The following is a 25400-nucleotide window of genomic DNA, read 5'->3' as shown; positions in this document are numbered from 1 at the left end:
TCGCGCCTTCGGGGCGCGCACGGCCGACGACCCACGACAAGGCGTACGACTCGAAGGCTGCGCGCGTGAGCTGCGACGCCGCTGCATTCAGGCGCTGATCTCCCGCAAGGGCTCCCCGAGCATCAAGGGGCTGGGGCAAGCTCCGCTGGGGCCTGTTGTGAAAGTGCTGGTCACAGCTACTCGTTTATGACTGCGACCAGCACGGTCGCTGCGTAGCGGACGGCGAGTTTGTCGTACCGGGTGGCGACGGCCCGGTGGCGCTTGAGCCGGTTGATCCCGCACTCGACCGCGTGCCGCTGCTTGTAGTCGTCCCTGTCGAACTGTGGCGGCCGCCCGCCACGTGATCCGCGCTTGAGGCGGTTGCGGACCCGGTCCGTCGGAACCGGGACGGTGGCCTTAATTAGGCGTCTGCGTAGGTAGGAGCGACTGCTGAGCAAGTCGTACGCCTCGTCGGCCCGGGCCCGGTTCGGGCGCTTGCGCGGCCTGCCCAGCCCCAGCCGGAGAACCCGTATGGCTTCCAGGACCGGCTCGAACTCCGCAGAGTCGCCCCGCTGCCCGGCCGTGATCACGACGGACAAGGGCTTCTGCCCCTGCTCGACCGCGAGGTGGATTTTGCTGGTCAGTCCGCCGCGGGAGCGTCCGAGGCCGTGGTCGGCCGGCTCGACGAAGATACCGCCGGGTGGCTCCTTCTGAAGGTCCCCTTTTTTTCGCCGCTCCGGCCGCGTGCTGGTGGGCCCGGCAAACAGTGGAGTCGACGTCGACGTTGACATCCCAGGTGATCACGCCCTTCGCGTCCGCCTCGGCCTGGAGTTGGGTGAGGATCCTCGCCCAGGTGCCGTCCCGCTGCCAGCGCCGGAACAGGTCATAGATCCGGTCCCACGGCCCGTGACGTTCGGGTACGTCCGCTGAGCTGGGGGTTTGCCTGACGGTACGGTCGACGCGTGGAGTCGAAGAGGGTGAGTGAGTGCCCGCTGCACGGGGTCGGTGTGCGTCCCGACTACAGAGTGCCAGCGCCAGCGCCAACGGCAGCGGCAGCGGCAAGCACTACGGAAAGTGCAAGGTCACCAAGAGCACGTGCCCGTCTGAGCCGATGGGCACGAGCGAGGAGGCCGTTGATCCGGGGAGCACGTCACCGAACAGGCGGCGGCAAGTTCAGCCGTCGCGTGATCAACGGCAGGCAGATCGAGGAAGGCGGCAAAGCACTCAGCAGCTTCTGTCTGTTCAACCGCACCATCGAGAAGGACACGTTCCTGGTGTGGGTCAAGTAGGCGCCGTGGCGCCCAGCGAAGGACTGAGATATGAGCGACGAGGTCGAACGGGGCTGTGGGCTGGTACCTGTTCAGTACCACCAGTTCGAGATCGGTGACGAGGAAGGTCCTGCCGGACCCGACCTTGCCCGCGAACACAACGGGCTCGTGCGGGTCGCTGATGGCGCCATCACCGTCATGACCGGCATCCATACCGGTGAGATCGACGTGACGGTCACCCTCCACGACACCGCACCCGCACCCGCACCCGCACCCGGCAACGGAGATTGGCAGGAGATTGTCGAGATCTCCGCCCACTCCCCCTCCGGCGAGCTCACGATCCGCGGCGTCATGGACGACTTGGACGAAGAACTCCCCGTCCTGTCTTTCCAGGGCCCCGGCGACTACCGGTTGCGCATCCATGCCCGCGGCCGCGACACCGCTGTCGATCTCGCCCCCGACCAAGTCACCGAGTGGTATCTCATCCAGGCCTGGCCAGCCCGGCCGAGCGAAGTGAAAGTCGTGCGCCAGACCGATCACTACGGCGCATCAGTTCGCAGAGGCTGACCACCGCTGCGCGCCGGCCGCCCGTTACGGTACGGGCGGCCGGCACCACGATCGCAGGTCCCAGCTCTGCCATGCGCAGGGCAGGCCGGGGTACCGCCAGTCGCCAGCGCCCACCAGGACATGAGACGGGCTACTTGCTTTCGCACTGCCTGGGCTCAGCAGATCAGGAGCCGGTATCACCGCCGCCGCGCACTCCAACGGGCTCGACATGGACTGGCTGTTCGCCCACACCGACCAGCACCAGGACTGCGTAGTCTCCGTCCACGAGTTGTTCGCGCGGATGCTGTCGCTGCCGGTGATCACCGTGGCCGCCCTGCAGGGACACACCTTCGTCGCCGTGGGACCGCATCGGGATCTTCCTGCTGCTGGCCGCCCTGGTGGGTGTCCTGGCCGCGATGCGGCCGGCGCGCAGTGCGGCGAAGCTCAACGTGCTGAACGCCATCATGGCCGAGCAGTCCGCGCCCGCACGCGCCGGAGGGCCGGGTTCCCCATGGGAGCCCGGCCCTCCGGCCGTTGCCGCCGCCGTCCGTACGGGCCGGGGGCGGTGCGGCTCAGCTGCCCGCGCAGTAGCTCATGAGCTGCACGTGGTTGGCCTTGTACTGGTCGAAGACGGCGGCGTTGTCGATCTTCAGCAGCGTCTCGTCGTTCGACCGCAGCGCCTGGTACGAGTAGTTGTGGCTGCCGGTCCAGACGATCTTCTTGCCGGCGACACCCTCGTACGTGCCGTTGACCAGCAGGTACTTGGAGTGCAGACCGATGTTGCCGGTGCGCCCGGCGGGCGGGGTCTCCCAGCACTCCACGCGCTGGGTGAGCTGCCCGGAGAGGATGCCCTCGACGGTCCTGCCCATGGAGTTCACACCGTTGCCGCCGCCGTTGGGGTCGCTGTCGTGGGCGAGGATCACCGAGCAGCCCGCGTCCACCATGGAGACCATCTTGTCGGCGATGTGGGTCCGGTAGAAGAGGTTGGCCGCGATGCGCACCTCGGAGCCCGCCGCGCAGTTCACCTTGTCGAGGATCAGCTTGACCATGTCGGTGGAGGCGTCGGTCTGGTAGGTGGTGCCGGACGTCTCCTTGCGCGGGAAGAAGTACGCCTTGTACGCCGGGTTCGTGGTGCTGATCGGCGTCTTGTAGTAGTGGCTCAGGCCGGCGCCGGCCGCGTGGGAGACCTGGTCGTCGAAGTAGGCCCGGTAGATGTCGTAGAGGCCCTTGTCGACGAGGGTCACCGCGTTGTTGTGCAGGCGTTCGCGCTGGTGGGTCGTCAGGTTGAACGAGGTCTGCACCACCACGTTGTCCGCCCCTCCGGTGTGGGAGAAGAGGACGAACTTGTTGTGGTTGATCGGGTAGTCCGGCGAGCCGTCGGACTTGCTCAGCGGGCGGGTGCCGATGCAGCCGCGATTCCTGCCGCAGTCCAGCAGCCACGAGGGCTGGGTCCGGTCGGTGCCCAGCGCGGTGCGCAGGGTCTCCAGCTCCCCGCCCGCGGTCACGGTTTCGGAGGAGAAGTGGTCGAGGATCACATGCACGGAGACGCCCCGGTTCTTGGCCGCGATCAGCGCGTCCCGGACGGGGCCGTCGGTGAAGGTGTACATCGCCATGCGCACCGAGCTGCCCGCCGGGGCGTCGCCGATGAGCGAGACGAGGTGGTCGCGGATCCTGTTCTGGTCGGCGGCCGTGCCCGCGGGGTCGTTGAAGATCGCCCCGGGCGTGACGGTGACCGCCGCGGCCGGGGTGGGCGCGGCGAGAACGGCGGTGAGGGCGACGACCAGCCCGAGGAGCCAGGATCTGCGGTGCGAATGCACACCGACCTCCAGTACGTACGGCAACCCATGATGAGTGCTTGACGAGTAGGGCATTGCGGGCCCACGGGACGCGGGGCGCGGGCCCGGGACCCCGGAGTCCGCGCCCCGCCGGGCCCGGACGTGAACATATCCCAGCGGCCGGGCGGCCCTGCGGGCACCCGGCGGCGCAGGGGCAACCCTGAGGCAGTGCCCCAGCGCGGTGAACCTCCCGCTCTCGCGGGCCGCGGCCAGGCCGGTCGAATGCTGCAGGGCACCGGGCTTTGCCACAGGATTCCAGGTAGTGGCCCAGCAGATCACGGAACCCATAGCGGCCCGCGAGCCGAGGGCGGCGTACCACGATCTCGCTGCGATCGAAGACCCAGACCTCGTCCGCCCGCAGCGAGACACGCACGTTCGTACCGATGAAGCGGGCTGGGACGGAGTACTTATTCTGCCGGACCGTGATCCGGGAGGTCGTGTCGACCTCAGGCGTCAGCGTCAGCCCGTTGTCGAAGTCCTCGAACGGCAGCGGGGCCAGCAGCGGAGCCTCATAGTCGAAGTCGAAGCCCACCGAGGCAGTACGGTTGTCGATGTGCCGGACGTCCTCGGCGATCTCGGTCTGCTCGATCTTCTCGTTCAGCTCCGCAGGCGTGTCGGCCTCAAGGACCGGGACAAGATGCGAGCGACGGAACCGGCCGCTCTCGTGTTCGACGCCGCCCTCTTCGTGAGCGCCCTCGACGCAGGGGCGGCCTCACCTGCAAGCCGCCGACGGCAGCATGACCAATAGGTTGTAGCCGCCCTGCCAGCTGACATCACCGGAACGAGTCGCATCATCCGCGGGCTCGACCTCGGTCTGCCTCCCAGCCCTAGCTTCCGGCCAGTCGGCCGGAAGCGTCGCATCTGATCTGCTGTTCCCCTGCGGTCCCCGAGCGCCGATGACGGTGCACGGTGCTCCTAGATACGTGCTGGCCAGGCTGCGAGGCCCAGGGTGAAGGTCGGGTCCTGACTCCAAGGGGATCTCTCGCTGTAGACGTCGAACGCGCCCACAGGACCCGCAAAACTCGCGTCCATTTCCTCGACGTCCACGGCCGGCCTTCTGGGCCTGTCTACGGGCCCGAACGCCATCACGGGTGTGACGTTCACCAGGCCCGGACCACCAGGAACGGCTCTCTGAGCGCACGCCGCCCACGCCCGCCCCGGACCGGCGTGGGCGGCGTCGAGCCCGTCGGCGCTGCCCACCCCGGCCTAACCGCCCACTAAACTTCTCAACACCCCCACCACACCCCAGGCCATCAACGACCCGGCACAGCGACAAACCGCCCTACGCGCGCTGTGGGAGATTCAAATGATCTCGAGATTGGCCATCATTCCCATGTCCTCGTGTTCGGCGTTGTGGCAATGGAAGAGGTAGCGGCCTCGGTAGCCGTCGAAGCGGGTGATGATTTCCGCCGACTCGCCGGGGCGCAGTGAGATGGTGTCCTTCAGTCCGGCGTCGTGCGGCAGCGGCGGTCGTCCTCCCCGGGAGAGCACCCGGAATCCGACCAGGTGCAGGTGGATGGGGTGGTGGACGTCGGCGACCAGTCGCCAGACCTCCACGGCGCCGAGGCGTGTGCGTACATCGGTGCGCGACGGATCGAACGCCCGGTCTCCGATCACCCAGCCGCGGCCGTGCGGTGTGCGCCCGGCGCGGAAGGCGAAGTCGCGGACCGCACTCGCCTCGGCACGCCGCCAGGTGGGCAGGTCGTCGGCGAGCGCGGCGGGGATCCGGCTGTTGTCCCTCGCTGCCCGCGCGATGCGGAAGGCCATGACCTCGCGGGTGCGTCCGGTACCGAGCCGGTTGCGCAGCCGCACCCGGCTGCCGGGTGGCAGAGCCGCGAAGTCGATGATCACGTCGTAGCGCTCGGCCGGGGCGATCGGCAGTGAGGTGTGCGTGACGGGGGCGGCGAGCAGCCCTTGGTCGGCCCCGATCTGGACCAGGTCCAGACGCCGCCCGTCGTCGGTGACGGCCTCGAGCTCGTAGTGGCGGGCGTTGGAGGCGTTGAGCAGCCGTAGCCGGTGGCGCGCTGCGTCGGTCTCGTGCACGGGCCAGGGGGCGCCGTTGACCAGGATCACATCGCCCAGCACCCCGGCCAGGAAAGGGGCACGCACGCCGGGCCGGTCGCGCAGGTTCGGGTCGAGGGCCGGGTAGGCCAGCGAGCCGTCCTCGGCGAACGCGCGGTCGGTGATCATCAAGGGCAGCTCGCGCGGTCCGCGGGGCAGGTCGAGGGCGTCCTCGACGTCGTCGCGGACGATGTGCAGGCCTGCCAGCCCCCGCCAGATCGCCGGGGCGGTGAAGTCCATCCGGTGGTCGTGGTACCACAGGAGCGCGGCGCGCTGGTCCATCGGGAAGGTGTAGGTGCGCGTGAGGCGGCTGGTGGCGGCACGCTCATCGTGCATCTTCGGCGCGTCGCCGCCATGATGTCCGTGTCCTGCTGCGGGATCCGGCCACCCGGCGGGGAGGACGAGATCGGTAGGGTAGCCGTCGGAGGCGGCCGGGGTGCGCCCGCCGTGCAGGTGGACGACGGTCGGCACCGGCAGTTCGTTGCGGTGCACCACGGTGGCGGGCCGCCCGCGGCGCGACTCGATGGTGGGGCCGGGGAAGGTGCCGTTGTACGTCCACAGCTCCGTCCGCACGCCGGGCAGGATCTCAGCCGTGACGCGCCGTTGGGTGATCTCGTAGCGGTCGACACCGTCGTGCGTCCCTGCCGGCGCCAGCACGGGCGGCACGGGCAGAGGCACGGTGGACGGCTCCGGCACAGGCACGGCGGTACGCAACTCGCCGCCGGTGCGCGCCGGATGGTGCGCCATGCCGCCGCCGAGCGCGAGCCCGCCGGTGGCGATCAGCCCCAACGCGCCGCCGATGCCCAGGACCCGACGCCGCGGCAACGCGGTGCCGCCTTGGGCGGTGTGCCGCTCAGTCATGAGCGGCGTTCGGCAGGGGCCGTATCCAGGCGGCAACGAACAGCACGGCGAGCGAGGCGATGACCGCCGCCCCGAGGGGCAGGTGCAGCCAGAGCGCGCCGGAGAGCCCGGCCATGTACTGGACGGTTTCGGCGGCTACGACCAGCAGGGACAACGTCACCGGCCACACGCGGCGCATCCGCACCGAGGCCGCGGTGCCCGCCACGGTCTGCATCAAGCCGAGGGAGAAGACGATGTCGGCGCCACGGGCGTGCCAGTGAAGTCCGCCGACGGCACCGCTCAGATAGACGCCCGCGAAGACGGGTTGGCCGAACGCCGCGACGGTGTGTGCCGTGACGGCAGCGCGAAACAGGCGGCCTGCGGCGCCGGTCGCCGCTGCCCCCGAGGCGGCTGCTGACGGCTGTTCCGATGTGGTGGTCATGGCCTCCACGTTCATGTCCGACGAGGCATCCCGTCAAAGATCTATATTGCTAACTGGCTATGCCGCAGGTGCTATGAAGGAGGTACGGCGGTGGATCTCCATGCGCTGCAGCAGTTCCTCGTCGTCGCCGAGCTGGAACATCTCAGCGGGGCGGCCGAGCGCTTGCGCATCGCCCAGCCGTCGCTGAGCCGCACCATCGCACGGCTGGAGTCCGAGCTGGGCGCGGCTCTGTTCGACCGGGGTGGCCGGTTACGGCTGAACGAAGCGGGACGGCGCTTTCGCGAGCACGTGGAACGCTCCCTCGGGGAACTGGAGGCGGGGCGCCGCGCCGTGGCCGAACTCGCCCGCGACGGCTTCGGCAGCGTCCGCCTGGCCTCGGAGACCTTCCTGACCGTCACCGGCCCGCTCGCCGCGTTCAAGCAGGCCCATCCGGACATCGACGTCCAGCTCTACCAGCTCCCGGCCTCCGACATGTACCGCGCCCTGCATGCTCGGGAGGTCGACCTGTGCGTCGCCTCGCAGCCGATTCCCCGCGACGGACTGGACAGTCTCGCCGTTCACGACGAGCAGGTCTGGCTGGCCACCCCGCCAGGACACCGGCTCGCCGGACGCTCCTCGGTGACCGTCACGGAACTGCGGGACGAGCCGTTCGTCGCCCCGCGACCCGGCCACTGGCAGCGCCGCCTGCTCGACCACCTGTTCAGCGCCGCCGGCCTGACGCCGCGCATCGTCTGCGAAGGAGACGAGCCGGCCGCCACCGCGGTCCTGGTCGGCGCGGGGATCGGCCTGACCCTGATCCCCACCATGGCCCTGCGGGCCGACACCTACGCGCCCGTCGCCTGGATCGCCGTCGACGATCCCGCCTGCCGCCGCACACTCACTCTCCACCGGGTCGCCGACGCCCGCTCGTCCCCCGCGGCCCGGCTGATGCACACGACGCTCGCCACCTGGCCCTGGAACACGGCAGGCGACCACCACGACGCTGGCACCCGGCGTTCCGGACCGCGCCAGTAGGCGGTCCCCGGAGTATGCAGGCGATGGGGACCGGCAGCAGGACGGGCACGTTGATCTGCCGTGTCCTGCGCGCGGGTCGGACGGATCGAGCGGGTCAAGCGGGTGGGGCGGGCCGTCGGAGCCGCCGCGTAGTGGAGGCGCAGGCCCGCCGCCCTGCGCTCCCACCGGCTCGCGCGTCCGGGCACCTCGCTCACGCCGGGACGCCGCGGGGAAACCTGCCGCCGGGGCTCTCTGCCGCGTCTTCCTTTCCGACCTCACCCGGGTCTCCCATCGGCCGGGTCAGCCCGTCATCCGCAGCCCTCCCCCGGCGTTCCGGCACCGTCTCGTCCAGCTCGCAGTAGTACCGGCAGTTGTCACATCGGCACACAGGCACGTCGACGCCGATCAGTACGGCTTCGTGCGGCACCTTCCGTCACCACGCCCCGCATACGCCACTTCTCCTGCAGGCCCCATGCGTTCGACCGTGCGCCGCGCCGGACACGGCCCGGGAGAGGGCTTCCGGGGGCGCACCGGCGCGGATCGATGTCGCGCCGACAGGCCGCACGACAGCCTCCAGGCCGTCGCCGTCGACTCGTGTGCACGGTGTGCTCGTGCACGTGTGCCCGCCGTGGGCCTGGCGCCGACCACGCCTACGCGTACCGCCGGAGCCCCGGGGCGCGGGCGCGGCGGCCGTGATGACGACGGCGACGACGCCCTGCCCGCCTGCTCCCTGATCCGCCGGAGGACCTGCCAGACATCCGCCAGCGATCCGCCGGAAGCCGCTGCCCGGCAGATCCTCGGCAGATTTCTGGCGTCGGATAGCCGCACGCCCCGAGCGCGGCCAGGACTCGTCCGAGAGCCCGCTGTGCTCGCCGAGGGCGTCGAGCCATGGCCGTACCGCAGCCCCGACAAGGCGCTCGGCAGGCCAGCCGAACGGGAAAGGCCGAGCGTCGGCGCTGTGGTCAGGAAGCGACCCCCGCCAACGATGCGATACGCGTGCAGGTACTCGCCGGTGCGGTGCACGCGCATCAGGAGGTGCCGTTCGAGCGAGTAGTCGGGCTTCGGCGCGTTCAGCGGCCGGGCTGTCCGCGCGGGCGGGGTGCTGGAGCTCGGCCAGGCCGGTGGCCGCGCCCCTCAGTGCCGACGACCGGCCCGCGTCCGGATGGGCGGCGAACCCCGCGCACACCGCTCCGGGAGCGTCCGCAGCGTCTCCGGTCTCGTGGCACACGATGTGCTCCTCGTCGGCCAGGCAGTCGGCGATCAGGCGGGCGAGCTGGCCGGGAGCGAGGTTTCGGCGGTTGCCGGGCCGGAAGTCGCAGGTGGCACACCGCTCGGAGACCACCCGCACCCGGCCGGTCGCTGCATCGACGACCGGGGCGTCTGCGACCATCACCGTACGCCGGCCCGCCGCGAGCTCAGCTCGGCGCAGCCGCGCACGGCCGACGCTCCCATTCGACCCGGCTCCGGGCGCAGCTGGCCTGAGCGCGCTGGCCAGCCTTTGATGGGCGCCACCCGTGGGCCAGGAAACAGCGGGACCCGGCGCGCGTCGGGGCGCTGTAGTAGCCGGTCGGCGGTCCCTTGATGGTCCCCGCTGCCCGAGCTGGACGCCTGAGGCTGCGGCAACGACCCGCCAAGGGCGATCCACAGTGGGCGCGGGACGAGAAGACCCCCGGCACGGCCGTGCAGGGTCCGCCGGGCCGCCGACCAGCTCGACGTAGACATTCCCCGGCCTCAGACCCGGCTCGGAGTCACTCCAGTCGACTGCCCGGCGTTCGACTTTCATGATCACTGCCCGATCCGTAGGCTGGCCCGACACGGACGCAGATCGACAACAGGGGGCCCCATGAGCAACTTGAGCGACAACATCGCCTCTAAGTACAGCGACCTGGCGTGGCGGCACAGCCAGAAGGCCAACGAGGCCTTCCAGAACTGGACACTCCGCAAGGAGGAGAGGGACCACGCGGAGGCGATGCTCCACGCCCAGATGGCCACCATGTACGCGGGCATGGCCACCGCCACGAAACTGACCAACTAGGCCCCGCGCACAGCGGACCGCACCGGCCCGGCGGGCAGCGGGCCTGGCGCGCCGCCTGCTTGCACACGAGCCCTTTCCGCTGTGGGGCGGTGCCGCCAAGGCCCCGGCACCCGTCCCGGATCCGGGCTCCGGAGCAGCGCAGCGTAGGCGCTGTCATGGTGGAAGACCAGCACCTCAGCCATGTTGCTCCCCTCGTACTGCGGTGCCCGGGTGGCGCCGAGGCCCCCCTGCGGATCGAAGCAGAGGAGGCCGTTCTCGCGAGCCAGTGCAGCGGCGTACTCAGATACTTCCTCAGCTCCGCCGTAGGACATGAGCAGGTACACGATCGGGCCTGATGCCTCATCGATGACCAGGGGCGACGCCCCACACGACACTGCGATCGACGTCGTCCGGGTATCGCGCGACAAGGGCTTCCACATACGCCACTATGCGCGGCGCCGGGGGCATGACGACATCGTCCGACTCCGGATAGCGCTCGTAGAGCTCGTCGTACGTCGAGCTCGCAGCACGATCGTCCATTGGACGGGCGCCGTCCCGCACAGCGAGGTCGTAGCTCACAGGCGCATCGTTGCAGGCACAACACCGCCGCCACCGACAAGCCATGTGATCTCTGTGCCAGTGATCCTGCACCGCACAAGTTCTGCCGATGGCTATCGGACGGTGAGGAGTTTGTCGATGGCGTCGATGTCGAGGCGGTCATGCGTGGTACGGGTGCCCCGCGGTTTCCTGCACGATGAGCGACGCGGCAGGGGTGTTCCCGGTGTGTGTATCAGCAGGGTCGCTGCCCACTTCACTGCTGACCTGGCCCGCGGCCGGTGGAGGGTGAGTGACCGGCGCCGGCCTTGACCGCTTTCGTGGCGAAGTAGCCGGAGAGCCAGCCGGCGGTGGCGTCCGAGTGGTGCGGCGCCTCGGTGAAGCCGGTGATGGCGAAGCCCGCCGCGATCTGCCCGCCGAGCTGATCGGTGAGCGTGTGGCTGTACTCCACCGGCGCGTCGAGGCCCCACAGCCGTTCCCGCTCGGCGGGCTCCAGGTGGGTGAGGTCGCTGTAGGGCAGGCGGTGGCGTACCACCAGCTCGCCGCGCGCTTCCATGGACTCGGCGTCGAAGAGGTAGACGTCCGGGTTGAGGAAGCCGGACAGCAGCGTCCCGCCGGCGCGCAGCACGCGGTGGCACTCGCGCCAGACCGGCGCCAGCTCCGGGATGAACAGGTTGGAGACCGGGTGGACGACAAGGTCGAACGAGGCGTCCGGGAACGGGCTCAGGTCGCGCGCGTCGCCGAGCACGGTGCGTAGGTCGAGCCCCTCCCGCGCCGCGACCATCTCGTCCTGCGCCAGTTGGCGGGGCGAGTTGTCGAAGACGGTCACCCGCGCGCCCGCCGCGGCCAGCACCGGACCCTGCTGCCCGCCGCCGGAGGCGAGGCAGAGCACGTCGCGACCGGCGATCTCCGGCGGGAACCAGGTCGGGTCGACCGGCTCGTACCCGATCAGGACGATGGACCACTGGCCGGCCCGCGCCTTCGCGATCACCTCGGGGCCGACCGGGCGTGACCACTCGTTGCCCTCCTCCACCTCGCGGTCCCAGGCGAGACGGTTGTGCGCGACGGGATCGACGGGAGTCTGGCTCATACGCCGTACCCTAGTTGCTGCACCGCACAAGTTCCCCGCCGATGGCTGCAACGTCCGGGACGCAGTACTCAGTCGAAAGCCCCCTGGGTCAGGGCCGAGCGCCAAGCACCTGATCGTCGACCGACACGGACGCCCGCGCTCTTTCACGCACAGCGGCGGCCGGCCACCGGCAACCACGTCACTCGACGCCGGCTCGGATTGCGTGCGGTCACAGGTGCCTCCGCCGCCTGCGAGCCTCCTTCTGGAATCTGCGGACAGGGGTGGCCGGTTTTGTGGATGCGGCGGGTGACGGCCAAGAGCGTGATGACCTGTGCGGGGTCGGTGCGGTGACGGGGGCGATGTGGTCGATGCCCAGGCGGAGGCCATCGTGACGGAGTGCAGTGTCCCCGGCAGTGGTGAACGCGCCCGCCCGGGCCCCCTCCCCGCACCTGACCCGGCCGCAACCGGAGACCGGCGGGACAGACACGCCGGGGTCAGCCAGAGGCGGGCTTCCCCTTTGCCCGGCAGCAGGCCCCGGGACGCCCCGGGGGGCCTGCTGCCAGGACGAACGCGCGCCGCGCCCTGTAACCCGGCTCGTCAGGGACTCGACGCGAGGCAGGCGGTGGTGTGCGGGCGGTGCCGGCCGTCTTGCCTCATGGCCGGCGGGCGAGGGGGCGTGTACCTGGCAGTGGTGTGGGATGTACCCCCTCGTCGAAGTAACGCACCTGGGGTGGAGCGAACGAGTGCATGCGCTCCCAGGCGGCGTAACTGCCCATGCGAGCTACGGGGCTGACCTATGTGCTGGACATGTCCCTACCTCCGACAAGGGGAGACAACCAATGCGTGTACCTACCATCGCCGCAGCCGCCGCTTTGGCCGGTGCCCTCTCCATCGTGGGCACGATGTCCGCCTGCTGATGGCGAAGGCGTCGGGGTCGTCGTCTTCCTCCAGGTGGTGCCTGACCCTGACCCAAGCGTCGGATACGGGGGGGGAGGCGGGTTCGGCCGGCGTCTCCGGCGACGAGAACGAAGTCCTGGCGTCAGGGCCCTACAGGAGGGATGACACAGGTCCAAGGACGACTGCGTTGGGGGGAGGGACGACTACGGCTCCAGGAGGGACGACGATGTTGGGGGGAGGGACGACTACGGTGGGTGGCTCAGGGGGTTCGGGTTGGGCGTGGGCCGTCGTCCGCGCCCTGGTCAGCACCGCGCTGAAGGCCATCCGCGCCGGCGGACCGGCGCCCCGCCCGTCAGCACCCCCGGCCACCACCCCGGCTCGCCCACCGGACAGGCCGGACCACAGCGAGCCGGACTGGCGGACGTGTCATGGGAGTGTGCCGGCCGACTGCGGGAGTGGGGCCGTTGCGGTGCGCCGGTACGCGCTGGGGCTGATGCCGCGGGCCCGTTTGAACGCTGCGCTGAACGCGAACGCGTCGGAGTAGCCCACGGCGCGGGCGACCTCAGCGACCGTCACCGTCTCACGCTCGGTCAGCAGGTCCGCCGCGAGCGTCATGCGCCATTGGGTGAGGTAGGTCAGCGGCGGTTCGCCGACCAGGTCGGTGAACCGCTTCGCCAGCGTGGCCCGCGACACGCCGGTCCGGCTGGCCAGCGAGGCAACCGTCCACGGAGCTGCCGGTTCCCCGTGCAGCAGGCACAGCGCGGCGCCCACCACCGGGTCGCGCCCGGCGGAGTACCAGCCCGGCGGAGTACCGCCGGGCCGGTCGAAGTACTCGCGCAGCGCGCACACCAGCATCCAGTCCAGCAGCCGGTCGAGGACGACCTGCTGGCCCGGCGTGTCGGCGGCGACCTCGGCGGCGAGATGGTCCCACACGGGGTCGGGCCCGCCGCCGGACCCCACGCGCAGTACGACGGGCAGCGCGTTCAGCAGCCTGCGACTGATCTCGGCGCGCACCGGATAGGCACCGACGACCAGGGTCGTCGTGTCGTCCCCGCCGATACCGGCGTCGTGCCAGCCGAGCCGGTACCGGGTCCCGCCCTGCTCGGGCGTCGAGCAGAACGCGCCGCACGCGACGGGTTCGGCCCTGGTGCCCACTTCGTCGACGAAGAGGAACGGCGTGGGGCCCCGCACGATCACCGTATCGCCGGTGCCCAGACGCTCGGGCGGGTGGAGCTCCGGCACGACCCAGCCGCCTCCGGAGAGAACGGTGCACAAAGTCAGCGGCGCGCCGTCCACGAAGTGCAGCGACCAGGGCGGGGTCAGGGTCGAGCTGCCGAACAACGAGCCCTGGGCCCGCAATCCGCGCAGCAGGTCGCCGAAAGCATCCACACGCCAAGGCTAAACGATCCAGACGATTGCCCAGGTGATCTGGCGTATCACCTATGGAACCGTCCGGGCGCGTGCTGTTGGCTCGCTGTCATGAGCAACGACATCACTCTCGTCCTCGGCGCGACGGGCAACACGGGCCGGCGGGTGGCCGCCCGGTTGCGGCTGCGCGACACACCCGTGCGCGCCGCCTCTCGTTCCAGTCAGCCGAGCGCGGGGCCGCCGCCTGGACGACGGACGACGTCGCCACCGTGCTGGGACGCGCGCCGCGGGCCTTAGAGGACTTCGCCCTGCGGACCACAGCAGCGAAAGCCTGGCGGTGCTGAGTCCCGCGGGCCCCGGCCTGGCGTACTGCACTCCGGGAGGCGGAGCACCTCGCGCCATCCTGTACAGCCGCACCACTTGTTAGCGTCCGTTTTCACGTAACTGGAGCCATCAATGCATACCCTGCTAGTCGCCGCCAACCCGGACCCCCGGTCCCTGACGCATTACGTGCTGGGAAGGCTTGAGGCAGCTCTTCAACCCGGTTCGGTCGAGATTGCCGACCTGTCCGAGGAGCGGTTCGACCCCCGGTTCACTCCGGCGGATCGTCGGGCGTACCACGAGGGCGGCAACTATCCGGCTGACGTCATGGCTGAGCACCGTCGACTTGAGCGTGCTACCGATCTTGTGTTGGTCTTCCCCGTGTATTGGTGGTCGATGCCTGCGCTGTTGAAGGGGTGGATCGACCGTGTCTTCGTTAACGGCTGGGCCTTCGAGCACTCCCCCGCTTCGGGCCTGCGGCCGAAACTGCAGAACCTCACCACCCATCTTCTCCCCATCGCCGGCGACGACTCCGGTGCGTACGAGCGCCACGGGTACGAGAGTGCGCTGCGGACGCAGATCGAGCACGGCATCGTCGACTACTGCGGCAGCCGGCGCGGCTCCACAGCATTCATTTACGAATCCGAACAGCTCTCCCCAGAGACCAGGGTGCGGAGTGTCGACCGCGCGGTGCGGACCATCAGTGAAGCCATCCATGCCCGCCTGGCGAAATGAGGCAGGTCAGACGCCCTTGCAAGACATGTCGCAATCTGGAGAAGGACGGCTTCTGTGCCCGGCTCGCCGCACACACCGGCGTCCGAGTCCTGCTGTGCCCAAGGCAGGGCACCGACATGACGGCCGCGTTCCCCGAGATCCGTGCCGCGGCCGGCACGCAGTTGCCCAGGACACCGGCCTGGGTGGAGAGCGATGGTGTGGGAACACGGCCAGCGCGTGTGGGGCGGGATCGGTTCTACCTGCTCACCGAGGTCCTCGGCCTGGACCGTGGGCGTGCGGCCGGCTGGACGCCGGAGCGGCTGCTGCAGGACGAGCTGGGGGACATCGAGGGCGGTGGCTCCGCCCTGGTCCCGTCCTCCGTCGCGATGGCGGAGGCACTCCAGAACCGTTGACGCGCACCCGGCGGAGTTGGCGTCGAGGGAATCGGCGGTGCTGTCCGGCACCGCCGATTAGGCTTTCCCCGGCAGAGTTTCGCGTTCGACTGCCGAGGATCTCCAGTCGAACACCGGCCGTACTCGCCGTCGGCGCCTCGAATTCGCTATGCTCACCGCGAATTGAATGGCAGCGCGCAATGCATCGGATACGGGCGGCCGCGAAAGTCGGCCCATGAGTTCGCCGACCGCGACGGAGCGATTCTCATGACCGGGTTTCCTCGACCGTCGAAGGTCATTTTCCCCAGGCAGCCGTAGTCCACCGGTTCCTCTCCCGGCGGGGCTCTCGCGAATGAGTACCCGTTGACGTCCCGACGGGCAACTGCTGTTCGCTCTCGGGAGATTGTCGCATCCGTGCCGACAGCCAATGAGGAGTGCCATGAGTCTGGCCAGCGTGCGCAACGAATGGGATCCGCCGGAGAAGACCATCGTCGGAACGACCGTGGGCACGCGGGTCCCCCGGGCCGACCGCAGCGTGTTCGCCGTGGAGTACGCGGGGAAGTGCGACGGCCAGGACCAGGTGCCGTCCGGGCTTTGCCCGGACCGGATCCACAAGGAGGCCGAGGAGGAGCTCCACGTCCCGTGCGAGGAACTCACGACCCTCGGCCTCACGGTGCTGCGCCCGCAGGAGCGCGACAACTCCACTGCGCCTGCGTGCCGCGGACGTGCTCACCGACAGCGAACTGGACCGCCTCCTGGACCGCCTCCGCCGCGCCCCCGAACGGCACCTGGCTCCCCCGCCGGGTGCCTCACATGTTCTCGACCCGAAGACCTCTCCGTCGACAACGGACCGGGGCACCGACACCGACTACCTGGGCCGGCCGATACCGCTGTCCAGCCATCAGAAGATACCCCCGTCGCAGATCTGGCCCGATCTCCGGCGTCTGAACGTGCCCGACCGGCCGGCGAAGACGGCGTCATTCCTTCACCCCAAGGGACTCCCGTGAAGCTGCGACACACCCGGCCGACCGCACGTAGGGTCGGCTCCTCCTTCCTTGTCTGTGCCTGTGGTCTGTTCGGGCTCGTGAGCATGGTGCTCGCGATGCGCGCCGACTCGGTCGATCTCGAGGTCTATCGAGCAGGCGGCGAGGCGGTGCTGGCCGGCCGGGACCTCTACAACGAGCCGGTGTGGTACGACTTCCGCTTCACGTATCCGCCCTTCGCGGCACTGGTCTTCACCCCGTTGTCCCCGCTGAGCGCGGAAGCCGCCAGGGTCCTCGTGGTGTTGCTGAACACGTCCCTGCTGGTGTTCATCGTGGCGCTGTCCTGGCGTTCGCTCGGCCTGACGAGGACACACCTCCTCGTTCCCGCGGTGATCGCCGTGTCCGGCGCGTCGTTCGCGCTCGAATCGGTGCACAGCAACTTCATCGACGGCCAGATCAATCTGCTCCTGGTCGCATTGGTACTGGCCGATCTGACGGGACGCACGGATCATCCGGTCCGCGGTGTGGGCGTGGGGCTCGCGGCCGCGCTGAAGCTCACCCCACTCGTCTTCGTCGCCTACCTGATCGTGACGCGGAAGTACAGGCAGGCCGCCGTGGCGTCGGCCACCGCGGCGGGGACCGTCCTGGTGAGCTTCCTCCTGGTTCCCGCCGCCGCGACCGACTACTGGCTGCGGGGCATGTTCACCGACCTCAGCCGGATCCACGTCGATCCGGCGTCGAGGCACAACCAGTCACTGCGAGGACTCCTGCTGAAGAACGGCGTGCCGGAGACTCCTGCCCTGTGGTTGTGGCTCGTCTTTGGTGCCGCGGTCGGCGTCGCGGCGTTGTCGCTCGCCGCGTGGGCGACCCGACGTGGCGAGCGACTGTTGGGGGTATCGCTGTGCGGCCTGTGCGCGGCGGCCGTGTCTCCCTGGTCCTGGGGGCACCACTGGGTGTGGCTGGTGCCGTTGGGCGTGTTTCTGGTGTCCGTGGTGGGCCGACCCGGCCGGCGTAACAGGTGGTTGCCGACGCTGGTGCTCGTGGCGTGTGCTCTGCCGGGTGTGTTGGCCCTGGCCGATCCGATGGACGACGATGCGACACCTGTTCTGGCGGACGGACCACTTGCTTTCGTGCTTGCCAATTTCTACATGATCATCTTCATGACAGTGCTGGCCGCCGCCGTTGCGGACCTCCGCGGTCGACACACGCCCCCGGCAGGCCGGCCTCCGGGATCCCTGATCGGACCAGCAACTGCCCACCCTTCCCACCTCTCCCGGGAGGAATGATGACCACCAGTTCGTCACTGCCGGATCCCGACCCCGAGCAGGCCACCGCCACGGCAGGCGGAGCCACACCCCACACGGTCGACCGCGGGATCACCATCGTGATTCCGACCTTCAACGAGGCCGCCAACATAGACGAGCTGCTGAGTCAGATATCCGCGGCCTTGCCGCAAGGGCACGACGCGTCGGTCCTCTTCGTCGACGATTCGACGGATGACACTCCTGAGGGCATACGGAAAGCCGCCGCACGAATTCCTCTGCCCGTCTCCCTGTACCACAGGCCAGACCGCGTGGGAGGGCTGGGAGGCGCCGTCATGGAGGGCATCATGCGGACCGAGTCCCGGTGGATCGTGGTGATGGATGCGGACCTCCAGCACCCGCCCTCACTCCTGCCCGATCTCATCGACCGAGGAGAGAGGTCTGGTGCGGAGCTCGTCGTCGCAAGCCGCTACACGGACGGTGGTAGCCGTCGCGGTCTGGACTCGTGGTACCGGGTCCTGGTCTCCGGCGCGTCAACCTCCTTGGCCAAGGCCCTCTTCCCGAGAGCGCTCCGCGGTGTCAGCGACCCGATGAGCGGATACTTCGCCATCCGCCGTGAAGTAGTGGACCAGGCACAGCACGCCGATGCCCTACGGCCCCTGGGGTACAAGATCCTTCTGGAACTCATCGTGCGTTGCCGCCCGCGCATGATCACCGAACTGGCCTACGAATTCCATGCGCGTCACGCCGGCGAGTCCAAGTCGACTTTCGGGGAAGGGCTTCGCTTTCTGCACCACCTCTTCCGGCTCCGCAGCAGCGGTGCAGTCGGCCGCGCCATTGCCTTCGGCCTGATCGGCCTGTCCGGATTCCTGCCGAACCTCGCCGTCCTGTGGGCCCTCACCCACTACACAGCACTGCACTACACAGCCGCGAACGCCATCGCCCACCAGTTCGGGATGGCATGGAACTTCGTACTCATCGACAAGGTGCTGTACCGCGGCCGACGGCGTCTCAACGCGCGGACGAGGTTTGTGGGCTTCGCGGCCCTGGCCAATGCCGATCTGGTGATCGTTCTCCCCGTCACGGTGCTTCTGGTCTCCGGCCTCGGCCTCTCACCGGTCCCCGCCACGGCGACGACCTTGGTCCTGGTTTTCGCCCTGCGCTTTCTCTGCGTCGACCGCTTCCTCTATCGGCGAAGCGGCGGAGTTCGTGGGATGCCGGTGCGGTAGGGGCACGGGGCCGTCCCCGGTTGGAACACAGATTCGCGCCATGACAGCCGCGGCCGGTCGTCCCCGCCTTGCCGACTGGGTTGAGCCGGCCACTCGGGAGAGCGCTCGCTGGGAGGAGACGGGCGTGGCGCCGCCCCCCGGTGGGCGGCCGACCCTCAGTCGATTTGCCGCCTCAGTGCCGGACGAGGCATGTACCGTGAGCAGCTGCTGCGGATCGGGAGGCCACGACCCCGTCGGCCCTCGGTGCTCCCTGGCACGACACCGGCCCCAGCAGAGAGCCGCAGCAGGACCGCCGACCGCGCGGCGCGCTCCCCCGCGGACGACACCACCACAGGTGTCCGCTGTCTCGATACCTCTGCTCAAGGGGGCAGCGTCGTGACCCGGGACAACGTTCCCGCGCCCGTGACAACCGCCCGACCCGTCGCCCGCTCGGCAGCAGCCCGCAACTGGCGCCGGCCTGACCCCCGCGAAAGGCCAGAGCGCCGTTCAGGGCGTCGCCCGCCCCCTCAGGGCCCGCCTGGAGGTCAAGTTCCTCACCAACCCGCCCGCCTGCCTCAGAGCCCCGCGGCTCGCGCTACCGAAGCCCTGGCAGTAGCCACCGCGGCCAGGCTGGACCGCCCTGTCCGGCCGCTGCCCGCCGCTCGGACGTCAACGGCGCCGAACTCGTGGGCACGGCCTCCGCGCCACTCCATACACCGCGGGACCTCCCAGATGGCCTCCGGGTCGGCCACGCCAGCGCCCTTGAGGAACATGACCAGGTCGTGGTCGCTGTAGCCGGTGCCGGGAATCTCGTCCCGGCCGTGACTGTGCACGGTGGTTCCCGGCGGCCCGAGATGGGGGCCGATGCACGACTCTTGGCGCGCTGTTCACGCCCCCCCCAGCGTGGCCTGGGCCGGGTCGATGGGCGGGTCGGCCGGGGCGGCCGGCCAGGGCGTGTCGCGGCTGGCGTCAGGTGAGGGGCTCGTAACAGTCGTAGTTGCGCTGAGCGACGATCCTGCCGTCACGGAATTCGAGGAAGGCCGCGATGTGTGCGCGCATGACGTGGCCTTCCGGCAGGTCGCCGAAGCCGACGGCAAGCGTGCCGGACCACCTGATCTCCAGTGCGACCTGGTCGCCGCAGGCCACCGCGTTGATCACCTCGTAGCTCTGATCGCTGAGCAACGTGCGAGCCCGGGCGGACGCGGCGAGTGTCTCCGCGAGATCGCGCTCGGCACCGGCAGGGAACACGGCGTTGGGCAACTGGGAGTGGATCATGTCCGGGTGCAGGAACTCCGCGAGTTCCTCCGGTGCAGCCAGTCGGGCCACCGCCTCGTGGTAGCGGAGAGCCGTACGGACATGAGGGTGCTGGTCGGCCTGCGTCATATGCACAACCATGGTTGCACAACCAAGGTTGTCAAAGGGAGGCTGAGAACATGCGCGAACCGGTTGAACCCTCTGCCCTCGACATCGGCAGCCTCGCCCTGTTCGTCGGCCTCGCGGCCGGCACCGCGGTCCAGGCCGACCTGGCGTCCCAGGGCTTCGGCGACCTGCGGATGTCGCACGGATACGTCTTCCAGCACCTCGTCGACGGGCGACCGACCGTGAGCGACCTGGCGGCGAAGCTCGACATGACGCAACAAGGGGCATCCAAGGTGGTCGCGGAGCTCGAGCGGCTGGGCTACGTCGAACGCCTGCCGAGCCCTCGCGACGCCCGGGTCCGCCATGTCGCCCTGACCGGCAAGGGCAGGCAAGCCGTCACCGCCGCACGGCACGCACGCGAGAGACTGGAGGCACGTCTGCGGAAGCGGTCCGGCGAGGCGACTGCCCACGGAACGCGCGGCACGGCCTTCGACGTGACGCGGGCGGTGCTCGTCGATCTCCTCGACGAACTGGGCGGCACCGCGGCGGTCCATCGCCGCGATGTCAGACCGCCGCACTGAGGTAGAGGCGTTCATGGCCGGACAGGTGACCGGCTTCGACCATCCAGACCGTGTTCATCGTGGAAGGGAGGACGATCAAGCCCAGCGAAGAGAAGGATGAGGCGTTCCCGCGCCCCCGGCCGGGTGATAGCCCACCTGCCAGGGATCGTCCACGCAGACATGGCCGTGGGCCAGCCGGTGTCCGGCAGCGAGTAGACGGCGCTCGCGTGCCTCTCCGAGGCGCCGCGTCCCCAGATGCGGACGAGCGGGCTGCCGGGCCAGCCCCAGCGCCCGGGGGCCGCCGGGCTGCGGGTCGCAGGGGTCCGGCCGCCTACGCCGAACCACCCCAGCTCGGTGACCGGCACGGCACGGGTGCCGATCTCGTCAGGAGTCCAGCCGACGTGCCGGTCGGCCGGGCCGCGAAGAGGCACCACTTCGTGATGCTGCGTGCCGCCGGACTGGTCGAAACAACGCGGCCACGACGAATGCGCCGAACCGACTGGCCGCACGACGCGCCGCCGGCCACCGCGCGCGGCGAAGCGCCAGGAGAACGGGGCGTCAGCCCTTATGCCCCCTGCTTGAGCCCCGAACAGTCCCGGAGAAGGCGTCTCATAGGGGGTGGCACCGATGTCCCGCTCACGCTCCGTCAGCGCGACAGTGGTCTGGCAGAGTGGCCGGGGATTCGGACTTGACCTCAACCTAGATTGAGGGACGAGGGTTGAGGCATGACCACCAACGAATCGACGCTTCTCCTGTTCCGGAACACCATGCGTATCACCGACGGTCACCTGGAAAGCTTTCGCGATGCCATCACCAGGGCAGTCGCGTTCGCAGAGCAGCACGGGCCGCAGCTGATGGTGGAGACCTTCGTGGACGAAGAGCGGATGCTCGCCCACAGCTTCCAGGTCTACGAAGACTCCGAAGCGGTCCGCCGTCACTGGAAGCTGGCGGACCCGTACATCCAAGATGTGATGAAGCACTGCCAGGTGGAGCGGTTCGAGGTGTTCGGCGAGCCGGACGCTGATGTGGCAGCGGGCGTACGCTCTGCGCTCGGCGGGCAGTGCGAGCTCACGTTCAACCCGCGAATCGCCGGCTTCGTCCGCTTCGCCAGCGGGCTCCCGTACTAAATCGTGTCCGCAGAAGGGCAGTGCCGTTGGTCTGTTCGTGGTGCGTCGTCATGAGCTGACTGATGCATCGTGGGCAGTGATCGAGCCGTTGCCGGTTTCGCCGCGAATGGACCGGCCGGTGCACGCTACGGGCCGTGGAAAACCGTCTACGAACGTTTCATCCCCGGCGCTTGAACCCTACTGCCATGCCTGGCCGCACCGACGCCGGGCCGGTGCGCCAGGGCCGGTCAGGAGTTCCTCTCGACGATCTTGAAGTACTGGGTGAGGTACTGCTGGAAGGGCAACAGGTACAGGAACAGGTTCGTGTTGTTGAGCGGGGCGACGGCCACCGACGGGTCGTCGGCCGGGTGAAGGCTGAAGCTGCCGAACAGGTCCGAGGACTGCAGGCGCCACCTCTGACCGGTGGCGTGGGTGGGACCGGAGAGGACGACCTTCTGGTAAGCCAGGCCTGAGCCGGCGGTGACCAGCTCGCGGCCCGACTGGGCGTTGGTGATCGTGTAGGTGCCGTCCTGGGACGCCGTGAACTTCCACTTCTCGCCGAGCGTGTTGGTGTTGTCGTCCCTTTCCTCGCGGTTTCATGATGGGCGGGGTGGTGCGATGGTGACCTGCGTCGTTCGCGCTCTCGCTCGGGGTGAAGCGCCTCTTCCCTGCATGGTGGGTGCCGGTGGCCGACGGTTCAGGCGCGCCGCCCGGAACGCATGTGCCGTGGGCTGTCCAGCGCACGCCTACGTCGAGGGTGTGTCAAAGCGCGGGTTACCGGGCTCGTTGCCGGGTCGACGCGTCCGGACGGCGGCGGTCCTGTCGGATGCCACGGCGGGGCGGCGCCCCCCTTGCTGCCCTTGACCTCGACGGCGCGCACTCCGCCGTAGGTCAGCGGCGCGCTGGAGATGCTGCGCGCTGATGCCCAAGTGATCCATCGCCAACTGCTGCCAGCATGAATCCCCGGGCAGCGTGCCGTTTGCCCAGCCGTAACAGCCCTTGCCACCGAGACGACTTGTGCGTGCCTCCAAGCAGGCTCGCCGCCGACACTGTCGGTCCCCAAACTAAGGTGCTCTCGTCTTGGCCGGCGGTGAGCTGCAGCGCGCTTCGGTCTCGGCCTCCTCGGTCCGGCCCGGCATTGCCAGCGCGCAGGAAGGAGCGCGTTGCGCCTTATGGACACTGAGGGCCGCGTACGACCCGCGGATCCGGGGGCACAGCGGTGAAACACCGTTATTTGTACGATTTACATTCACGCCTCTCGTTCGCTCTCCCATGCTTCCTTCGATAACCGGGATGCCGATTTCCTGTGAACGGGCCAGGGAATATGGAGAGTAATCCTCGCGCGCAGAGAACCTTTCTCTGGGGTTGCGCGCGGGATTCCACTCCCGTGAAAGGAAAAGAACGTGAACGGTTCTGCTGTTCTCACGGCTGCGGCTGGCCTGCTCGCGCTGACGGGCGGCTTGGTGGCTCCTGCCTCTGCCGCACCGCTGGCGGAGACCTACGTCAGGCAGGGCTCCGGAAGGGAGATCTGCCCGTCGGGGTATGTGTGCCTGTACGAGCACTTCCACCTCAACAGGGACACGCCGGACTGGAAGGTGCTGGTGACGAACCAGGACGTGGCCAACCTGGGCGGCACCTACAACATGAACGACAGGACAAGCAGCGTGTACAACAACTCCAGCTATACGGTCCGGCTGTACCCCAACTACAACTACTGGGGCGTGCCACTGACCGTATTCCCGGGGGAGACATTCGACTTCACGAACGACGAGAACCAGGAAAGCGGCTGGTACGACGACAAGTACTCCTCGCTGAAGTTCGTCTCCGGTACGCGGTAACCCTCGGATCCCACACCTGGGAGCACCATCCCGGAAGCGCCGTGGCCGGCGCACACAGCGACGACGGCGGCGTAGGGATCGCCGGGCGTCGTCACCGAAGCCCCGACGGGTGCAGCGCAGTGCATCGTCTGCCGCGGCCCCGTCGGGGCTTTTACGGTGTGCGGTGTCGGGGCGGCACCGCTGGGCGTGGCCGGCGTCCCGTTCCACAGTGTTCAGCACGTCGTGTCGCGCCGCCGCCCCCGGCGACCGCCTTCGGTCGGGGGACCCTGGACACGCCGCCCTTGCGCCGTGGAGAGGCTGGTGGACGCGGACCCGGGACAGGTCGGGGGGCGCGGCTTGACGACCATGGCGGCCGCGACGGGCTGCTTGGCCGACTCCGGCTCCGGAACCGACTCGGTCTCAGCTGCCGACTCCTCTGGCCAGGGATCGACATTCGATCGACAGGACGTCCTCAGTCGAGCACGTTGTTGGCGAATGAAGCTTCGAACCCGCCCTAATCCCAACCGACGTTGGCATTCTCGGCGCTGACAGGATTGATCTGGTTCTGGTTGAGAGCGTTGACCTGGTTCGCGTTGGCGACATCCTGAACGTTCACGAGGCCGACTTGGATGTCTTCCACGGTGGAGGTCTCAGCGACGTCCTGGACGATCGCGGGCTTGTCCGTGGTGATGTCAGTGCTGTCGATGTCGAAGGCTTGAGCGGCTGCGGTGCCGCCTGCGGCGAGCAGCAGGCCCGCAGCCAGCATGGTCACGACGGTGGCAGAACGGATCCTAGGCATGACCTCTCCATAAGAGTACGGGGATGCTCCACTCCCATCCGACGCGCTGCTCCGGATCAGCGCAATTTCTGTGCATCCGTCCGTGCGACCGACCATCCGAGCCCCCTCCAGCATCGGTACTTGTTCACACTGCCGCCGATGAAAGTGTCGAGGCATCCCTGGGGTCGACCGCTGGCCTGAACGAGATGTCCGACGAGGGCAGCGACGCGCTGCTCATGGGGCACAACCTCGGCAGGCAGGCTGGCGCGGACGACGCGTCTGGCCTCCGCCACCGGGCCGTGGCCTGACCGCCGATTCCGGGCCGGGCCCTCCCACTGCACCACTGCACCACTGCACCACTGCACCACTGCACCCAACGGCTCCACCAGCCATCGACAGCGTTCGCTTCAACCCCGCAGGCAAACAGCGTCTGACCCGGGCCTGTTTGGCAGGTACAGGTGAACAGGTTGAGAGGAACGGAGTACCGCTTGCCCGTCCGAGGGACAAAGCGACTATCCCGCCTCACTCAGGGGCATCGCTGGCACTGACCACACAAGCATCCCAACGGAAAGAGAGCATTGTGTCCCGTAGCTCGATCACGGCAGCCGTCGGCGCCGCCTCCAGCGCCTTCCTCCTCCTGGTGGCCATGCCCGGCTCGGCCTCCGCGGCCACCGGGCAGTTCCGCTACACCTACACCACCGCCGAGGGGTACGAAGCCGTCGGCTTCCTGAACAACCCCGCCAGCGGCGAGTGCACCAACCTTCCCGCCCCGGGCTCCGCCCCCGGCGCGGCCTCGAGGGCACCCCAGAACCGCACGGACGCCACCGCCACCGTCTTTCTCGACGCCGACTGCGAAGGCGACACCTACTACACCCTGCCCCCCGGCACCGGCGCATCCGACCGCCTGCTCCTGCGCTCCGTCGTCTTCTCCTGACCAGACACCGCTGCGCGTGCTGCAGATTTCGGGCCGCCTTGCGCTCCCCGTCCTGAACGGGGAGCGCAAAGGCATGCGGCTTCGGATTCCGAGGTGACG

The 25400-nt window shown here is 69.1% G+C and carries 20 protein-coding genes and 5 pseudogenes; 14 read left to right on the top strand and 11 right to left on the bottom strand.

Annotated features, from left to right (window positions below; translation table 11 throughout):
* Positions 1 to 176 precede the first annotated feature (176 nt).
* Positions 177 to 770, bottom strand: a complete 594-nt coding sequence (locus SGLAU_RS31795) for an IS5 family transposase (RefSeq protein ID WP_244315301.1) — start codon at positions 768 to 770, stop codon at positions 177 to 179.
* A 342-nt stretch (positions 771 to 1112) separates the two neighbouring features.
* Here SGLAU_RS31795 and SGLAU_RS35400 point away from each other — a divergent pair, with 342 nt between their 5' ends.
* From SGLAU_RS35400 to SGLAU_RS36535, 3 genes and pseudogenes are all read left to right on the top strand, one after another.
* Positions 1113 to 1268, top strand: coding sequence for a hypothetical protein (locus SGLAU_RS35400; RefSeq protein ID WP_159072828.1), 156 nt, complete (start codon positions 1113 to 1115; stop codon positions 1266 to 1268).
* Positions 1269 to 1298: 30 nt separating this feature from the next.
* Positions 1299 to 1814 carry a hypothetical protein gene (locus SGLAU_RS31790; RefSeq protein WP_043506018.1) on the top strand — a complete coding sequence of 172 codons (516 nt, stop codon included), beginning with the start codon at positions 1299 to 1301 and terminating at the stop codon, positions 1812 to 1814.
* A gap of 178 nt (positions 1815 to 1992) precedes the next feature.
* Positions 1993 to 2151: pseudogene (locus SGLAU_RS36535) on the top strand (enoyl-CoA hydratase/isomerase family protein); the annotation flags it as partial.
* Between the two features lie 214 nt (positions 2152 to 2365).
* On the opposite strand, the gene SGLAU_RS31780 reads toward SGLAU_RS36535, so the two are convergent.
* From SGLAU_RS31780 to SGLAU_RS31765, 4 genes and pseudogenes are all read right to left on the bottom strand, one after another.
* The gene (locus tag SGLAU_RS31780) at positions 2366 to 3610 is read right to left on the bottom strand and encodes a phospholipase D-like domain-containing protein (RefSeq protein WP_052414013.1); all 1245 of its coding nucleotides are present in this window, start codon (positions 3608 to 3610) and stop codon (positions 2366 to 2368) included.
* A 364-nt stretch (positions 3611 to 3974) separates the two neighbouring features.
* Positions 3975 to 4160: pseudogene (locus SGLAU_RS37015) on the bottom strand (Mu transposase domain-containing protein); the annotation flags it as partial.
* 770 nt (positions 4161 to 4930) lie between these two features.
* The gene (locus SGLAU_RS31770; RefSeq protein WP_052414012.1) at positions 4931 to 6550 is read right to left on the bottom strand and encodes a multicopper oxidase family protein; all 1620 of its coding nucleotides are present in this window, start codon (positions 6548 to 6550) and stop codon (positions 4931 to 4933) included.
* A complete protein-coding gene (locus SGLAU_RS31765; RefSeq protein WP_099052885.1) occupies positions 6543 to 6986 on the bottom strand; it encodes a hypothetical protein in 444 nt (147 codons plus the stop codon). Before SGLAU_RS31765 ends, SGLAU_RS31770 begins: the two co-directional genes overlap by 8 nt.
* A 75-nt stretch (positions 6987 to 7061) precedes the next feature.
* On the opposite strand from SGLAU_RS31765, the gene SGLAU_RS31760 reads away from it, so the two are divergent.
* Positions 7062 to 7985: a LysR family transcriptional regulator gene (locus tag SGLAU_RS31760; RefSeq protein ID WP_052414011.1), complete on the top strand. Its 924-nt coding sequence runs from the start codon at positions 7062 to 7064 to the stop codon at positions 7983 to 7985.
* Between the two features lie 1822 nt (positions 7986 to 9807).
* A complete protein-coding gene (locus tag SGLAU_RS31755; protein ID WP_043506014.1) occupies positions 9808 to 9999 on the top strand; it encodes a hypothetical protein in 192 nt (63 codons plus the stop codon).
* A 339-nt stretch (positions 10000 to 10338) separates the two neighbouring features.
* Here the strand turns inward: SGLAU_RS31755 and SGLAU_RS31750 are convergent, their stop codons facing one another.
* From SGLAU_RS31750 to SGLAU_RS31740, 3 genes are all read right to left on the bottom strand, one after another.
* Positions 10339 to 10557 (bottom strand): hypothetical protein, encoded by a 219-nt coding sequence (locus SGLAU_RS31750; RefSeq protein WP_318536235.1) that lies wholly within the window; start codon positions 10555 to 10557, stop codon positions 10339 to 10341.
* Positions 10558 to 10789: 232 nt separating this feature from the next.
* Positions 10790 to 11623: a class I SAM-dependent methyltransferase gene (locus SGLAU_RS31745; RefSeq protein WP_052414010.1), complete on the bottom strand. Its 834-nt coding sequence runs from the start codon at positions 11621 to 11623 to the stop codon at positions 10790 to 10792.
* 1302 nt (positions 11624 to 12925) lie between these two features.
* Positions 12926 to 13888, bottom strand: a complete 963-nt coding sequence (locus SGLAU_RS31740) for an AraC family transcriptional regulator (protein WP_043506013.1) — start codon at positions 13886 to 13888, stop codon at positions 12926 to 12928.
* Positions 13889 to 14323: 435 nt separating this feature from the next.
* On the opposite strand from SGLAU_RS31740, the gene SGLAU_RS31735 reads away from it, so the two are divergent.
* The 4 genes and pseudogenes from SGLAU_RS31735 to SGLAU_RS31720 all read left to right on the top strand — a co-directional run bounded on the left by SGLAU_RS31735 (position 14324) and on the right by SGLAU_RS31720 (position 18768).
* Complete coding sequence (locus tag SGLAU_RS31735) at positions 14324 to 14923, top strand: NAD(P)H-dependent oxidoreductase (RefSeq protein WP_043506011.1); 600 nt, start codon at positions 14324 to 14326, stop codon at positions 14921 to 14923.
* A 215-nt stretch (positions 14924 to 15138) separates the two neighbouring features.
* Positions 15139 to 15315 (top strand): annotated as a pseudogene (locus SGLAU_RS35055) (hydroxyurea phosphotransferase); the annotation flags it as partial.
* A gap of 1069 nt (positions 15316 to 16384) precedes the next feature.
* Positions 16385 to 17563 (top strand): glycosyltransferase 87 family protein, encoded by a 1179-nt coding sequence (locus tag SGLAU_RS31725; RefSeq protein WP_244315371.1) that lies wholly within the window; start codon positions 16385 to 16387, stop codon positions 17561 to 17563.
* Positions 17563 to 18768: a glycosyltransferase gene (locus SGLAU_RS31720; RefSeq protein ID WP_078957993.1), complete on the top strand. Its 1206-nt coding sequence runs from the start codon at positions 17563 to 17565 to the stop codon at positions 18766 to 18768. Before SGLAU_RS31725 ends, SGLAU_RS31720 begins: the two co-directional genes overlap by 1 nt.
* 948 nt (positions 18769 to 19716) lie before the next feature.
* On the opposite strand, the gene SGLAU_RS31710 is transcribed toward SGLAU_RS31720, so the two are convergent.
* Positions 19717 to 20130, bottom strand: a complete 414-nt coding sequence (locus SGLAU_RS31710) for a nuclear transport factor 2 family protein (protein ID WP_043506009.1) — start codon at positions 20128 to 20130, stop codon at positions 19717 to 19719.
* Positions 20131 to 20180: 50 nt separating this feature from the next.
* Between SGLAU_RS31710 and SGLAU_RS31705 the strand changes: the two genes are divergently transcribed.
* The 3 genes and pseudogenes from SGLAU_RS31705 to SGLAU_RS34660 all read left to right on the top strand — a co-directional run.
* Positions 20181 to 20687 (top strand): MarR family winged helix-turn-helix transcriptional regulator, encoded by a 507-nt coding sequence (locus tag SGLAU_RS31705; RefSeq protein WP_043506008.1) that lies wholly within the window; start codon positions 20181 to 20183, stop codon positions 20685 to 20687.
* Positions 20688 to 21391: 704 nt separating this feature from the next.
* Positions 21392 to 21793, top strand: a complete 402-nt coding sequence (locus SGLAU_RS31700; protein ID WP_043506006.1) for a hypothetical protein — start codon at positions 21392 to 21394, stop codon at positions 21791 to 21793.
* Between the two features lie 31 nt (positions 21794 to 21824).
* A pseudogene (locus tag SGLAU_RS34660) lies at positions 21825 to 21952 on the top strand (IS5/IS1182 family transposase); the annotation flags it as partial.
* 200 nt (positions 21953 to 22152) lie between these two features.
* Here SGLAU_RS34660 and SGLAU_RS37010 read toward each other — a convergent pair.
* Positions 22153 to 22314: pseudogene (locus SGLAU_RS37010) on the bottom strand (hypothetical protein); the annotation flags it as partial.
* A 921-nt stretch (positions 22315 to 23235) separates the two neighbouring features.
* Between SGLAU_RS37010 and SGLAU_RS31695 the strand changes: the two are divergent.
* Entirely contained in the window at positions 23236 to 23610 is a 375-nt protein-coding gene (locus tag SGLAU_RS31695; protein ID WP_159072827.1) for a peptidase inhibitor family I36 protein, read from the top strand.
* Between the two features lie 493 nt (positions 23611 to 24103).
* On the opposite strand, the gene SGLAU_RS31690 is transcribed toward SGLAU_RS31695, so the two are convergent.
* Positions 24104 to 24355: a hypothetical protein gene (locus SGLAU_RS31690; protein ID WP_159072826.1), complete on the bottom strand. Its 252-nt coding sequence runs from the start codon at positions 24353 to 24355 to the stop codon at positions 24104 to 24106.
* Between the two features lie 592 nt (positions 24356 to 24947).
* On the opposite strand from SGLAU_RS31690, the gene SGLAU_RS31685 reads away from it, so the two are divergent.
* Positions 24948 to 25301: a hypothetical protein gene (locus tag SGLAU_RS31685; protein ID WP_412556255.1), complete on the top strand. Its 354-nt coding sequence runs from the start codon at positions 24948 to 24950 to the stop codon at positions 25299 to 25301.
* Positions 25302 to 25400 lie beyond the last annotated feature (99 nt).

Origin of the sequence: Streptomyces glaucescens, from assembly GCF_000761215.1 — a bacterium.
Lineage (GTDB): Bacteria > Actinomycetota > Actinomycetes > Streptomycetales > Streptomycetaceae > Streptomyces > Streptomyces glaucescens_B.
This window is presented reverse-complemented; position numbering and strand designations above follow the sequence as displayed.

Coding starts and splice junctions, on each gene's coding strand:
- SGLAU_RS31755 (WP_043506014.1), top strand. CDS start 9,808: ATGAGCAACTTGAGCGACAACATCGCCTCTAAGTACAGCGACCTGGCG.
- SGLAU_RS31700 (WP_043506006.1), top strand. CDS start 21,392: ATGACCACCAACGAATCGACGCTTCTCCTGTTCCGGAACACCATGCGT.
- SGLAU_RS31795 (WP_244315301.1), bottom strand. CDS start 770: ATGTCAACGTCGACGTCGACTCCACTGTTTGCCGGGCCCACCAGCACG.
- SGLAU_RS31765 (WP_099052885.1), bottom strand. CDS start 6,986: ATGAACGTGGAGGCCATGACCACCACATCGGAACAGCCGTCAGCAGCC.
- SGLAU_RS31745 (WP_052414010.1), bottom strand. CDS start 11,623: ATGAGCCAGACTCCCGTCGATCCCGTCGCGCACAACCGTCTCGCCTGG.
- SGLAU_RS31710 (WP_043506009.1), bottom strand. CDS start 20,130: ATGACGCAGGCCGACCAGCACCCTCATGTCCGTACGGCTCTCCGCTAC.
- SGLAU_RS31725 (WP_244315371.1), top strand. CDS start 16,385: ATGGTGCTCGCGATGCGCGCCGACTCGGTCGATCTCGAGGTCTATCGA.
- SGLAU_RS31770 (WP_052414012.1), bottom strand. CDS start 6,550: ATGACTGAGCGGCACACCGCCCAAGGCGGCACCGCGTTGCCGCGGCGT.
- SGLAU_RS31705 (WP_043506008.1), top strand. CDS start 20,181: ATGCGCGAACCGGTTGAACCCTCTGCCCTCGACATCGGCAGCCTCGCC.
- SGLAU_RS31735 (WP_043506011.1), top strand. CDS start 14,324: ATGCATACCCTGCTAGTCGCCGCCAACCCGGACCCCCGGTCCCTGACG.
- SGLAU_RS31720 (WP_078957993.1), top strand. CDS start 17,563: ATGACCACCAGTTCGTCACTGCCGGATCCCGACCCCGAGCAGGCCACC.
- SGLAU_RS31690 (WP_159072826.1), bottom strand. CDS start 24,355: ATGCTGGCTGCGGGCCTGCTGCTCGCCGCAGGCGGCACCGCAGCCGCT.
- SGLAU_RS31790 (WP_043506018.1), top strand. CDS start 1,299: ATGAGCGACGAGGTCGAACGGGGCTGTGGGCTGGTACCTGTTCAGTAC.